The sequence below is a fragment of the Microbacterium mcarthurae genome (assembly GCF_046064585.1).
Classification (GTDB): domain Bacteria; phylum Actinomycetota; class Actinomycetes; order Actinomycetales; family Microbacteriaceae; genus Microbacterium; species Microbacterium mcarthurae.
On record NZ_JAROCE010000003.1, the window covers coordinates 233,873 to 246,667 of the forward strand.

The following is a 12,795-nucleotide window of genomic DNA, read 5'->3' on the forward strand; positions in this document are numbered from 1 at the left end:
TCGCAAGATGCGCGAGGGGTCGGGGGAGACACGACGCTGTCACCGTGCAGCACAAACAAGGAGAGAACGTGCCAACCATTCAGCAGTTGGTTCGCAAGGGCCGCTCGCCGAAGGTCTCGAAGACCAAGGCTCCGGCGCTGAAGTCGAACCCCCAGCAGGCCGGCGTGTGCACCCGCGTGTACACCACCACCCCGAAGAAGCCGAACTCGGCGATGCGCAAGGTCGCTCGTGTGAAGCTCCGTAACGGCACCGAGGTCACCGCCTACATCCCCGGCGAGGGTCACAACCTGCAGGAGCACTCGCTCGTGCTGGTCCGTGGCGGTCGTGTGAAGGACCTCCCCGGTGTCCGCTACAAGATCGTCCGCGGTGCGCTCGACACCCAGGCTGTCAAGAACCGTAAGCAGGCTCGCAGCCGCTACGGCGCGAAGAAGGGCTGAGAACCATGCCTCGTAAGGGTCCCGCCCCGAAGCGTCCCGTCGTCAACGACCCGGTGTACGGCGCTCCCGTCGTCACGCAGCTGGTCAACAAGATCCTCGTCGACGGCAAGAAGTCGCTGGCCGAGTCGATCGTCTACGACGCCCTCCGCGGCGTCGAGTCGAAGAACGGTCAGGACGCCGTCGCCACCCTCAAGAAGGCGCTCGACAACGTGCGCCCCACCCTCGAGGTCAAGAGCCGCCGCGTCGGTGGCTCGACCTACCAGGTTCCGGTCGAGGTCAAGCCGCACCGCGCGAACACCCTCGCGCTGCGCTGGCTCGTGAGCTACGCCAAGGGCCGTCGTGAGAAGACGATGACCGAGCGCCTGCAGAACGAGATCCTCGACGCCTCGAACGGCCTCGGTGCCGCGGTCAAGCGCCGCGAGGACACCCACAAGATGGCCGAGTCGAACCGCGCCTTCGCGCACTACCGCTGGTAACACCCGCGGAGGGCCCGTGACCGCACCCCGGTCGCGGGCCCCCCGATGGGCCCGGCATCAACCTCCCAACAGGTAAGGAAGACACCCGTGGCACAAGACGTGCTCACCGACCTCCACAAGGTCCGCAACATCGGCATCATGGCGCACATCGATGCCGGAAAGACGACGACGACCGAGCGCATCCTGTTCTACACGGGCGTCAACCACAAGATCGGTGAGACGCACGATGGTGCGGCGACCACCGACTGGATGGAGCAGGAGCAGGAGCGTGGCATCACGATCACCTCCGCCGCTGTCACCTGCTTCTGGGAAAAGAACCAGATCAACATCATCGACACCCCCGGTCACGTCGACTTCACGGTCGAGGTCGAGCGCTCGCTCCGCGTGCTCGACGGTGCCGTCGCCGTCTTCGACGGCAAGGAGGGCGTCGAGCCCCAGTCCGAGACGGTGTGGCGCCAGGCCGACAAGTACGACGTCCCCCGCATCTGCTTCGTCAACAAGATGGACAAGCTGGGCGCCGACTTCTACTTCACGGTCGACACCATCGTCAACCGCCTGAAGGCCAAGCCGCTGGTCATCCAGCTCCCCATCGGTGCCGAGAACGACTTCGTCGGTGTCGTCGACCTCGTCTACATGCGTGCCCTGGTGTGGCCCGGCGACGCCAAGGGTGATGTCACCATGGGCGCCAAGTACGAGATCCAGGAGATCCCGGCCGACCTCGTCGAGAAGGCGAACGAGTACCGCGAGAAGCTCCTCGAGACCGTCGCCGAGTCCGACGACGCGCTGCTCGAGAAGTACTTCGGCGGCGAAGAGCTGACGCACGAAGAGATCAAGGGCGCCATCCGCAAGATGACGATCGCCAGCGAGGTCTACCCCGTGCTGTGCGGTTCGGCGTTCAAGAACCGCGGTGTGCAGCCCATGCTCGACGCCGTGGTCGACTACCTCCCGTCGCCCCTGGACGTGCCCGCCATCGAGGCGCACGACCCCAAGGACGAAGAGGTCGTCATCGAGCGCCACGCCGACCGCGACGAGCCGTTCGCGGCCCTCGCGTTCAAGATCGTGACGCACCCCTTCTTCGGTCGTCTGACCTACATCCGCGTCTACTCGGGTCACCTCGACTCCGGCGCGCAGGTCGTCAACGCCACCAAGGGCAAGAAGGAGCGCATCGGGAAGATCTTCCAGATGCACGCCAACAAGGAGATGCCCGTCGACTCGGTCACCGCTGGCCACATCTACGCGGTCATCGGCCTCAAGGACACCACGACCGGTGACACCCTGTGCGACCCCAACGCGCAGGTCGTCCTCGAGTCGATGACGTTCCCCGAGCCGGTCATCGAGGTTGCGATCGAGCCCAAGACCAAGGCCGACCAGGAGAAGCTGGGTGTCGCCATCCAGAAGCTCGCCGAAGAAGACCCGACGTTCCGCGTCGAGCAGAACGCCGAGACCGGTCAGACCGTCATCAAGGGCATGGGCGAGCTCCACCTCGACATCCTGGTCGACCGCATGAAGCGCGAGTTCAAGGTCGAGGCCAACGTCGGAAAGCCCCAGGTGGCCTACCGCGAGACGATCCGCAAGTCGGTCGATCGCCACGACTACACGCACAAGAAGCAGACCGGTGGTTCGGGCCAGTTCGCGAAGATCCAGTTCGCGCTCGAGCCCCTTGAGGTCACGGCCGACAAGACGTACGAGTTCGAGAACAAGGTCACCGGTGGTCGTATCCCGCGCGAGTACATCTCGCCGACCGACCAGGGCTTCCAGGACGCCATGAACGTCGGCGTGCTCGCCGGCTACCCCATGGTGGGCGTGAAGGCGATCCTGCTCGACGGTGCCTCGCACGATGTCGACTCGTCCGAAATGGCGTTCAAGATCGCCGGTTCGATGGGCTTCAAGGAGGCCGTCCGCAAGGCGAACCCGACGATCCTCGAGCCGATCATGGCCGTTGAGGTCCGTACTCCCGAGGAGTACATGGGTGACGTCATCGGTGACCTGAACTCGCGCCGTGGCCAGATCCAGTCGATGGAAGACGCCGCCGGCGTCAAGGTCGTGCGTGCCAACGTCCCGCTGTCCGAGATGTTCGGCTACATCGGTGACCTCCGCTCGAAGACCTCGGGTCGCGCCGTCTACTCCATGGAGTTCGACAGCTACGCCGACGTGCCGAAGGCCGTGGCCGACGAGATCATCCAGAAGAACAAGGGCGAGTAACGCCGCTCTCGTGGATGCCGGGAGCCCACGCCCCGGCCGGGCTCCCGGCATCCGCTCAAACTCAATACCGACTCTCTAGTAACCTGAGAACCATCCCCGTAGAGAACCGGTCGCAATCCAGCGCCCGAGACTCTGCACGACCGTCCTGAGGAGGACCCAGTGGCTAAGGCCAAGTTCGAGCGGACCAAGCCGCACGTGAACATCGGAACGATCGGTCACGTCGACCACGGCAAGACCACGCTCACCGCTGCCATCTCGAAGGTGCTCGCCGACAAGTACCCGTCGGCCACCAACGTCCAGCGTGACTTCGCGTCGATCGACTCGGCGCCGGAAGAGCGCCAGCGCGGTATCACCATCAACATCTCGCACGTCGAGTACGAGACCCCCAAGCGTCACTACGCTCACGTCGACGCCCCCGGTCACGCCGACTACATCAAGAACATGATCACCGGTGCCGCTCAGATGGACGGCGCGATCCTCGTGGTCGCGGCGACCGACGGCCCGATGGCCCAGACGCGTGAGCACGTTCTGCTCGCCAAGCAGGTCGGCGTCCCCTACCTGCTCGTCGCGCTGAACAAGGCCGACATGGTCGACGACGAGGAGATCCTGGAGCTCGTCGAGCTCGAGGTGCGCGAGCTCCTCTCCTCGCAGGACTTCGATGGCGACAACGCCCCCGTCGTTCGCGTCTCGGGCCTCAAGGCTCTCGAGGGCGACGAGCAGTGGGTGAACTCGATCGTCGAGCTCATGGAGGCCGTCGACTCGTCCATCCCCGACCCCGTGCGTGACAAGGACAAGCCGTTCCTCATGCCGATCGAGGACGTCTTCACCATCACCGGTCGTGGCACGGTCGTCACGGGCCGCGCCGAGCGCGGTACCCTCGCGATCAACTCCGAGGTCGAGATCGTCGGCATCCGCCCGACGCAGAAGACCACGGTCACGGGTATCGAGATGTTCCACAAGCAGCTCGACGAGGCCTGGGCCGGCGAGAACTGTGGTCTGCTCCTGCGCGGCACCAAGCGTGACGACGTCGAGCGCGGCCAGGTCGTCGTGAAGCCCGGTTCGGTCACCCCGCACACCAACTTCGAGGGCACGGCGTACATCCTGTCCAAGGAAGAGGGTGGCCGTCACAACCCGTTCTTCACGAACTACCGCCCGCAGTTCTACTTCCGTACCACGGACGTGACCGGCGTCATCACGCTGCCCGAGGGCACCGAGATGGTCATGCCCGGTGACACCACCGAGATGTCGGTCGAGCTCATCCAGCCGATCGCCATGGAAGAGGGCCTCGGCTACGCGATCCGTGAGGGTGGCCGCACCGTTGGTGCCGGTACCGTCACCAAGATCCTCAAGTAAGTCCCTTTCGGACTGACCGGCAAGGGCCGGGCCTTCGGGCCCGGCCCTTCGTCGTTGATGCGGGGCCGGCCGGAGCGCCGGGTGCCCCGCCGGTAGAGTCGCTGGGGTGAAGCCGCTCTCTCGCATCCTCGGTGTCGTCTCGCTTCTGCTCGCGATCGCCGCCGTGGGTGTGCCCGCGCTGGGTGCGGTGCTCCTTCTGCGGGCGGATGCCCCGGGTCTCATCGAGAGGTCGGCGGTGATCGGGCTTGCGGTGGCGGCAGCGGGCATCGTCGCCGGTGTCGCCGGGTTCCTCGTGGGTCGCCGTGTCGGCACCACGGCCCTCCCCGTGATCGGCGGGCTGAGCTCGGCGTTCGTGGCGCTCGGCTTTGCGGTGGCACCCCTGTTCGTCTGAGGGGCCCCGCGTGGCGGCCCCTGCCAGGGGTCGCTCAGAGGGGGTGACTTAGGATGCCGACATGGGTGACAACCTCCGCCGCCGCAACCGACGCCGTGACGACGACGGTCGACCCGCGGGGGAGGCCACGGACGTGACCACGGCGGAGACGGACGGCGAGGCTCCGCGCCGAGCGCGCGCGTGGCCGTGGGTCGTGGGCGGCGTTCTCGGGGTCCTGGGCGGCACCGCAGCTGTCGCCGGAATCCTCGGCGCGACGCTGACCGTGCAGGCCGTCGAGGTCCGCGATGACCTGCTCGCGGCGAAGTCCACACTCGGGCGCCTCGGTTCCCTCGTCGAGGCGCGTGACGAGGCGGGTCTGCAGGCCGCGGCCGAGGACGTCAGCGTCCGCACGGCCCGCGCGGCAGAGACGGTGCAGGGGCCGCTGTGGCAGATGGCATCCGACGTCCCTGTCGTGGGTGCCAATATCGACGCCGTCTCGCGGGTCACCCGCGCGGTGGACATCCTGGTGCGCGATGCGCTGCCGCCGGGGATGCAGATGATCGCCGACCTCGACATCAAGAAGCTGGCCCTGGAGGGCGGCGGTTTCAACCTGGAGCCTCTCAAGCAGGCGCAGGCGTCGATCCCGGTGGTGTCGCAGGCGTTCACCGCGGCGAAGGCCGAGACCGATGGCATCCAGTCGGATCAGCTGATGGATGCCGTGTCGGGGCCGGTGGCCGAGATCCGCGACGTCATCGACCGCACGGCACCCACCCTCGACGTCGTCAACCGCTACCTGCCCACCCTGCTGAGCATGGCCGGCGCGGACGGCGGGAAGACATACTTGATCGTCTTCCAGAACAACGCCGAGATCCGCGCGACCGGGGGCAACCCGGCCGCGAGCATCATCATGAAGGTCGACCAGGGCAAGTTCGAGCTGCTCGACCAGGCGAGTTCACGGACGTTCTACGAAGAGGGCACGGCGGGGGAGCAGTTCAGCGACATCCCCGCCGAGACCCTCGCGCTGTACCCGTCGTCGTTCGCGCGCTACTCGCAGGACTACACGATGACCCCGGACTTCCCCACGACGGTGCAGCTCTTCCAGGACCTGTGGCAGCGCACCAACGGTGAGCGGTTCGACGGCGTCATCTCGATCGATCCCGTCGTCCTGTCGCACATGCTCGCGGTGGCCGGGCCCGTGGACGTCGCGGGGGAGCAGATCTCCAGCGACAACGCGGTGAAGCTCCTGCTCAGCGATGCGTACGAACGGTTCCCGAACGGTCGGGATTCGGATGTCTTCTTCTCGGAGGTCTCGCGCGCGGTGTTCAGCCATCTGACCGCGGGCAAATGGGATCCGGCGGAGATGCTCGATGCTCTCGCAAAGTCGGCGGAGGAGCAGCGGCTGCTGCTGTCGTTCACCGACGAACAGGCGCAGCAGTTGTCGCGTGAGCTCGAACTCGACGGTGCCCTGCAGATGGACAACACCGCGCACACGCAGGTGGGGACGTATCTGAACGACTACTCGGTCGGGAAGCTCGAGTATCACCTGAGTCAGTCGGTGGCGGCGACGTGTGACGTCGGTGCCCGCACGATCACGACGACGACGACACTGACGAACTCCATTCCGAACAGCATCCAGAGCAAGTACACGCTCGGCTTCCGTAACGGCAACTACGGACTGCCCCGCACGTCGATGATGCTCGACGTGCTCTTCTTCGCTCCTCCCGGTGGTCAGATCCTTTCCACGGATCCCGCTCGCAGCGAGGAGTCGGGTTTCGATCGGTCGGGGACGCAAGACAACAACACTGCCCTGAGCCGTCTCGTGGTGGTTCCGCAGGGGGAGACGCGGGCGGTGTCATCGACGGTGCAATTGCCCGAGGGTCCGCTGGGTCCGCTGGAGCTGCGTCACACGCCCACTGCATCGGACACTCCCGTCACAATTGACCCGTCGTGCGGCGAATTGTTCGCTTCAGCCGGCTGACTTCACAGAAGTGGATGCCGCCGGCTTCCGTCGCCATTCGCGAAAAGGCGTGCGCGGTCGAGCGGCCACACGACCGATACGACTTTCCCGATGATCTGGGAGCGCGGCACGAATCGGGCGCAGCCGCTCGGGGGCATCGCATCGCCGCGGCAGGAAATGACCGAGTCGGAGGAATTGTCGCGGTTGTCTCCCATGACGAGGAACTGGTCGTCGGGGACGACGATCGGGCCGAAACACCGGGGGGATGCCGGTGACGTGGCGCAGTCGTTCACCCGCGGGGTGAAGGGCGGGTCCGACGTGACATAGCCCTCTTCGACCGGCTGCCCGTCCACCTCGAGGTGACCGTCTGCGGAACAGCACTGCACCGTCGAGCCTGGCGCCCCGATGATGCGCTTGACGAGTACCTCCTGGTTGCTCGGCCCGAAGCCCACGATGTCTCCGACCCAGCCGACAGCGGTGCGAAGCGGACTGCGTTCGGGTGGCGTGCCCCAGGTGTCGGGGCGGGCGAACACGATCACGTCGCCTGCCCCCGGCTCTGAGACGGCGTAGGCGAGACGATTGGCGAGGATGCGGTCGCCGCTCTCGAGCGTGGGCAACATCGATTCGGACGGCACGTGGAACGGCTTGATCACGAAGGCCTGAAGAAGGGCAACGACGACAACCGCGAGTACGACGTGGGTCAGCGGAGAGTGGCGCAGCCGCTGCCACCGCGTACGCCGCGGCGCTGTTTCGGTCGTCGCTGTCATGCCCTGATGAGCAGACCGTGCTCGACCAGCTCTTGGAGTGTCTGCGTCATGAGCTCGTGCGGGGTGGACCCGTCCGGTTCTCCGAAGGCGGTGACGGCCGCCTCCGTGATCTGTTCGGTGCGGGCGCCCTCGAGGCACATCGTCCAGGCGAGTGCTCCGCGGTGGTCGAGCGCCGTGACGGTGCCCTCGCGGAGGATGCACGCACGACCGTCGACGAGGATGGCGTCGTCGACCTCAGCGCAACGCCACGGCCCCGTCGTCGCCGCGGCGGGAGCGACCGTCCAGGGCTGTGCGTTCGGCGCCGGCGCGGCGAACATCGCCTCGACGAGGGCGGGGAGATCCGCGGCATCCCGGTAGATGAGCCGGGTGACCCCGCCGATCTGATCCGCGATGCGTGCGACGTACTGCAGGGGCGAGGGCAGATCGGGGAGGTAGCTGATCTGCGGGGTCATCTCGCAGATCGCGTCGATGAGATCGACGGGGAAGGCTCCCGGTGTGTCGGTGTCGGGGTCACGATCGAGGAGCGTGATGCCCGCCAGCCGCAGGGGCGCGTCGGGGAGGGGGAGGAGCCCGAGGTCGCTCGGAGCGATCTGCTCCTTGAACGGCTTGCCCTCGACGATGATCGAGAGGGGCTTCCGGTACGGATACACGGTGAGGTCGGGGTCGACGGCGACGGTCTCGTCGCTGACGTAGCCGTAGTGGAGGCCGAGGTGGCGTGAGGCGGTGGTCTTGCCGCGGCCTGAAGGGCCCACGAGGGCGAGGACACGTCCGTCGGGAGCGGCGACACCCGCGGCGTGGAGGAGCAGGCGGGTGCCGCGGAGGGCGTCGAGGGCGGCGAGGGTGACCTGGGTGGAGAGATCGGAAAGAGAGCGTTCGAGGTGAGAAAGCGTAGGGGCCAGGATCCGCACCTCGCGTTGCCGTTCTTCGACCGGCGGGGAGCACACGCAGTCGCGCCAGGCCTGGCTGACGGCGTTGCTGGCAATAGGGTCGGTAATCTGGGCACCGGTGAGATCGAGGTAAACTCCTAGCGCGCACAGCGTTGCCGCCGCAGAATCAAGTAGTGAATGCTTGGGGGGCACTGCAGTTACTCCTCATCGTCGCGGGTTCAACGGCTGACCCTCGTTCCCAACACAGGTGGGCGACGGGTCATGCTATGCGGAACCAACGCGGCCCTTCGCCCGACGCCGTGCGGACTTCAAGGACTAAGTCGGAGTCCTTGAACGCTTGAAACCCCGAGAGCGCATGAGCGTAGTCACTGCATCCATGCCCGCCTGCCGCTCAAGCACGCGCCCGTTGCAGCGGAGCGGTTGTGACAAGAATGCTGAAACTCGCCCCGAACATGGCAACTCGCGCTTCAACTTGCGCGACGTCTGGGGTCACGTGCCCTTTGCCCCTAGTACGCGGTGGAGGCCCCTACGTCATTAGACGGACACACAGGAATGGTACCGTCTCATCCGCGGGGTAGCCCGCAGGCCTGTATGCCGCGCACTGCGATCACCCGGGGGTATCCAATACATGGCGAGGATCATCTTCCTTCAACCGCACTTGAGGTTCGGTGGAGCGGAGCGTCAGACGGTCATCGTCGCCAACTACTTGGCGAGCCAAGGCCATGAGATCCACATCATCCTCCACCGGGGAGGCCAGGGCCTTGCTTCTGAGATATCCGAAGCGGTCTTGGTGCACGACCTCGGGCTTGAGAGCCACCTCGCTACGGTCGACGTTGCTCGCCGTCTCTATCTCGTGCTGCGGCGAATTCCGCCCGGGCTCGTGATCGTCAAACTCTGGTCGAGCATCTTGGCGTGCGCGATGGTGGATCGCTTGCCGGGCGCGCGTCATCACGTATACAACTACTGCGAAGATCTGGACCCGACAGACCACGCGGAGTACATCAGCTTTGGTCGTGCAAAGCAGAATCTGATTGGTTGGATTTTCAACCATCGTGAACACATCAGTGCCAACACGCAGACGGTGGCCGACTCGATGATGGAGGTCTACGGCCTCGAGAGGCGGCCTGTAATCATCCCGAGCACCGTCGACATCGCCAAGACCAACGATCTCGTCGCGTCCGCGCCCGCGGATTTCGGCCCCGGTGAGCACATCGTCTCGGTCAGTAGCTTGATCCGTCGGAAGGGCCTAGACATAACCCGCGATGCCCTGCTCTCGATTGATCGCCCACTGCACTGGCATATCGTTGGAGAGGGTCCATTGCGTGAAGACTTCGATGCGTTCCGCGACCCGCGCGGGCTCCTGACGATCACGGCGCACGGCGGGCACAGTAACCCCTACCCGTTTATGGCCGCTGCCGATCTCCTCGTCCACAGCGCCCGCAGCGAGGCGTGGGGGATCGTGCTTCTGGAGTCCATGGCCGTGGGAACACCCGTCCTCGCGGCCGCTGCCATCGGGCCGGACGAGATGCATCGCGCTCTGGGCGACCGTGACGACATCATGCGTGTTTATCCGGTGGGCGATTCCGCTGCCCTGGCAACGGGGGTGGTCGAGATGCTCGATAGTGCCGTCGCACCGGCCGAGGAGATGATCGACTACATCCGGCCCTTCTCGATGCAAAGCGCTGCGGACATGTGGGTCCAACGTGCGGAGAGGCTCGTGCCGTGACCGAGTCGATGCGTGTTCTATTCGTGTGTAGTAGCGGCGGCCACCTCGACCAGCTGCTGGCTCTGCTGCCTCAGCCCGAAGGTGTGGACATCGCGATCGCAACCTTTCTAAAGCCCGATGCGTCAAGCAAGATCACCGGAATGCGGTCCTACGGTCTCTTTTGGCCGACCAATCGCAGCGTCAAAGCACTTTTGATCAACCTCAAACGAGCGTTCTCCGTGCTGAGGCGAGAGCGTCCGGCGATCATCGTCAGCAGCGGCGCAGCGGCCGCAGTTCCGTTTTTCTTCGCGGGAAAGATCTTCTTCCGCACGAAGAACGTCTTCATTGAATGCTTTGACCGGGTTGACAATGCCACAATGACCGCACGTCTCACGAAGCCGGTTACGGATCTCTATGTCTGCCAGTGGGACTCGCAATTGTCTGACTACCCGCGTCGTGAGCAGGTGACGAGGAGCCGATGAATATCTATGTGTCAGTCGGAACCCATGAGCAGCCATTTCAACGGTTGCTCGACGCCGTTACTCGCGCCATAGAAGACGCGGGGGACCACCGCTACATCGTGCAATACGGTGTCGGTGAGTGGACGTCGACATCGGCGCGTATCGAGCGCGCTGTCGACTATCTGACGCCAAGCGGTGTCGCGGATGCATTGGGGTGGGCAGACATCCTTGTGTCACAGGCGAGCCCAGGTAACGTCTTCGGCGCGTTAGATGCCGGGGTGTGGCCCATTGTGCTCGGGCGGCGGTACTCAAATGCTGAGCACGTCGATGACCACCAGGTGCGCTTCGCCTCTGTGCTACAGGAAATGGGGCTCGCGACCGATGCCGTCGACGCAGAGTCGCTGCCCCAGAAGATCGTCGATGCGGCAGGCGTGGATCCCAGCGCACGTAGAATATCGATCGCCGAGGCCATGAGGTCGAGCGGTGAGCGCCGAAAAATGTTTCGTGAACAAGCGTGGGGTTTAATTTTCGGCCTGAGCGGCCCTCCGGCGTGAGTAGCTCCCACGCGCGCCATGTGGCGCTATCGATTTTGGGAAACGCATTCCCGCCAATGGCTGTGTTGGTCACGGCGCCCATTCTTGCGCGCGCTCTCGATGTCGATGGTCGCGGAGACCTCGCTGCTGCAACCGCTCCATTTATGCTCGCTATCGCCATCGCGACGCTTGGCCTCCCGGACGCAGTAACGAACGTTCTCGCTCGTCGATCCTTCTTCCGCGCAATCACGTGGTTTGCGCTAGCGTCGTCGCTTGTCGGAACCGGGGCGCTGTCCGTCCTCCTGGTGTGGCTCGCCTCTCCTGTTCTCACTCAAGGTGGGTCCCCAGGACTGGCCACGCTTATGACTGTGGCAACGCTGGCTACGGTCCCCGGACTACTGGTAGCCCTTCTGAGAGGGACAGCAGCAGGCCTACACATGTGGGGAGTGGTTGCGACGGAGCGCATCTTGAACGGGAGCTTGCGCATCCTCGGGATAGTTGGCCTCGCCCTCGCCGAACAGCTGACTCTGTTCTCTGCGACCCTCGTTACTGTTCTCGGACCGGTGCTCGCTGGTTTCGCCTATGTTCGGCTTGTCAGCAAGTCCTCATACGAATCGCGGGAATTGCGACCGACACCAGCCCGGCGCGCTTTCGCGTACGGCACGAGGGCCTGGCTAGGTTCCGTGGCGGGTATTTTACTGATGCGAATTGACCAACTGCTTATTCTTCCGTTGAGTGGACCTGCGCAGCTTGGCTTGTACGCAGTCGCTGTAAACGTCAGTGAAGTGCCTCTTATCATTAACTCCGCCACGCGTGAGGTTATGTTCTCGAGCGACGCGGCGCAGAGAGACAACGAACGAGCGGGCCTGGCCGCGCGTGCGACATTCATAGCTTGTGTAATCTGCGCGCTTGGAGTGCTTGCGCCGATCGGGTGGTGGTTGCCCCTAGTCTTCGGGAGCGAGTTTGTCGGGGCGATACCGATAGCCCTGCTCGCCGCCGTCGCGGTCGTCGTCGGCGTGCCGGGTTCCATCGCCGGAGCCACGTTGAGCGCGCGAGGAAGACCAGAGTTGCGGAGCTTCAGTATTCTCCTCGCGTGCCTCATCAATCTCCTTCTGCTCTTTGTCCTCGTGCCTTCATTCGGTGGCATTGGCGCAGCCGCCGCCACCTTGGTAGGAAACTTAGTTTCTAGCAACTTGTGCATCACCTTCGCTGTAAAGCATCACCGGTTCCGGTGGACAGACTTCTACGGTGTGCGGCCCGGCGACTTCGTATCCCTATGGCAGGCGCTGTCGCGCGTCGTAGGCCGAGGTTGATCGCGCTGGCCGATTTTATTTGAAAGGTGGTAGCAAGATGGTCCAACGGCTGTCGAAGGTCCGTGACCTATTGGGGCGGGCTGTCCAGTATGTCAGCGGAGCCGTGCGTAACCGGTTGGCACGCACGCCCGTGACCGGTGACGCGAATGTGGTCGTCAGCTTGACGTCTTTCGGGCCCCGGCTCAAGACAGTGCATCACACGATCGAAAGCATCGCGGGGGGTTCCGCGCGCCCTCGGCGCCTACTTCTTGCGCTGGACAGCGCGGCTGACGTAAGCACTGCGCGAGAGCTTCGTACCTTACGCCGGCTACGCCGCCGGGGTTTGGAGATAATA

Annotated in this window: 12 protein-coding genes; 10 read left to right on the forward strand and 2 right to left on the reverse strand. The window is 64.7% G+C overall.

The genetic code is table 11. From position 1 onward, the window contains the following. Positions 1–68: 68 nt before the first annotated feature. From rpsL to P5G46_RS11110, 6 genes are all read left to right on the forward strand, one after another. Positions 69–437, forward strand: coding sequence for a 30S ribosomal protein S12 (rpsL, locus tag P5G46_RS11085; protein WP_013584051.1), 369 nt, complete (start codon positions 69–71; stop codon positions 435–437). A gap of 5 nt (positions 438–442) precedes the next feature. Beyond that, complete coding sequence (rpsG, locus tag P5G46_RS11090) at positions 443–913, forward strand: 30S ribosomal protein S7 (protein WP_135063307.1); 471 nt, start codon at positions 443–445, stop codon at positions 911–913. Between the two features lie 87 nt (positions 914–1,000). Further along, positions 1,001–3,115 (forward strand): elongation factor G, encoded by a 2,115-nt coding sequence (gene fusA / locus P5G46_RS11095; RefSeq protein ID WP_239276979.1) that lies wholly within the window; start codon positions 1,001–1,003, stop codon positions 3,113–3,115. A gap of 159 nt (positions 3,116–3,274) precedes the next feature. After that, the gene (tuf, locus tag P5G46_RS11100) at positions 3,275–4,468 is read left to right on the forward strand and encodes an elongation factor Tu (RefSeq protein WP_228162638.1); all 1,194 of its coding nucleotides are present in this window, start codon (positions 3,275–3,277) and stop codon (positions 4,466–4,468) included. A gap of 106 nt (positions 4,469–4,574) precedes the next feature. Then, complete coding sequence (locus P5G46_RS11105; protein ID WP_239276978.1) at positions 4,575–4,859, forward strand: hypothetical protein; 285 nt, start codon at positions 4,575–4,577, stop codon at positions 4,857–4,859. Between the two features lie 61 nt (positions 4,860–4,920). Further along, positions 4,921–6,816, forward strand: coding sequence for a DUF4012 domain-containing protein (locus tag P5G46_RS11110; protein WP_408905706.1), 1,896 nt, complete (start codon positions 4,921–4,923; stop codon positions 6,814–6,816). Positions 6,817–6,818: 2 nt separating this feature from the next. Here the strand turns inward: P5G46_RS11110 and lepB are convergent, their stop codons facing one another. Continuing rightward, entirely contained in the window at positions 6,819–7,562 is a 744-nt protein-coding gene (gene lepB / locus P5G46_RS11115) for a signal peptidase I (RefSeq protein WP_408905707.1), read from the reverse strand. Next, positions 7,559–8,470: a P-loop NTPase family protein gene (locus P5G46_RS11120; RefSeq protein ID WP_408905708.1), complete on the reverse strand. Its 912-nt coding sequence runs from the start codon at positions 8,468–8,470 to the stop codon at positions 7,559–7,561. The genes lepB and P5G46_RS11120 overlap by 4 nt, the downstream gene beginning before the upstream one ends. A gap of 607 nt (positions 8,471–9,077) precedes the next feature. Here P5G46_RS11120 and P5G46_RS11125 point away from each other — a divergent pair. From P5G46_RS11125 to P5G46_RS11140, 4 genes are read left to right on the forward strand one after another with little or no spacing between them, the layout of a single operon-like run. Next, the gene (locus tag P5G46_RS11125) at positions 9,078–10,175 is read left to right on the forward strand and encodes a glycosyltransferase (RefSeq protein WP_408905709.1); all 1,098 of its coding nucleotides are present in this window, start codon (positions 9,078–9,080) and stop codon (positions 10,173–10,175) included. Then, positions 10,172–10,636, forward strand: a complete 465-nt coding sequence (locus tag P5G46_RS11130) for a hypothetical protein (RefSeq protein WP_408905710.1) — start codon at positions 10,172–10,174, stop codon at positions 10,634–10,636. Before P5G46_RS11125 ends, P5G46_RS11130 begins: the two co-directional genes overlap by 4 nt. Next, positions 10,633–11,169 carry a glycosyltransferase gene (locus P5G46_RS11135; protein WP_408905711.1) on the forward strand — a complete coding sequence of 179 codons (537 nt, stop codon included), beginning with the start codon at positions 10,633–10,635 and terminating at the stop codon, positions 11,167–11,169. Before P5G46_RS11130 ends, P5G46_RS11135 begins: the two co-directional genes overlap by 4 nt. Before the next feature lie 20 nt (positions 11,170–11,189). Continuing rightward, positions 11,190–12,461 carry an oligosaccharide flippase family protein gene (locus P5G46_RS11140; protein WP_408905808.1) on the forward strand — a complete coding sequence of 424 codons (1,272 nt, stop codon included), beginning with the start codon at positions 11,190–11,192 and terminating at the stop codon, positions 12,459–12,461. Positions 12,462–12,795: the final 334 nt, after the last annotated feature.

Coding starts and splice junctions, on each gene's coding strand:
- rpsG (WP_135063307.1), top strand. CDS start 443: ATGCCTCGTAAGGGTCCCGCCCCGAAGCGTCCCGTCGTCAACGACCCG.
- P5G46_RS11110 (WP_408905706.1), top strand. CDS start 4,921: ATGGGTGACAACCTCCGCCGCCGCAACCGACGCCGTGACGACGACGGT.
- lepB (WP_408905707.1), bottom strand. CDS start 7,562: ATGACAGCGACGACCGAAACAGCGCCGCGGCGTACGCGGTGGCAGCGG.
- P5G46_RS11125 (WP_408905709.1), top strand. CDS start 9,078: ATGGCGAGGATCATCTTCCTTCAACCGCACTTGAGGTTCGGTGGAGCG.
- P5G46_RS11135 (WP_408905711.1), top strand. CDS start 10,633: ATGAATATCTATGTGTCAGTCGGAACCCATGAGCAGCCATTTCAACGG.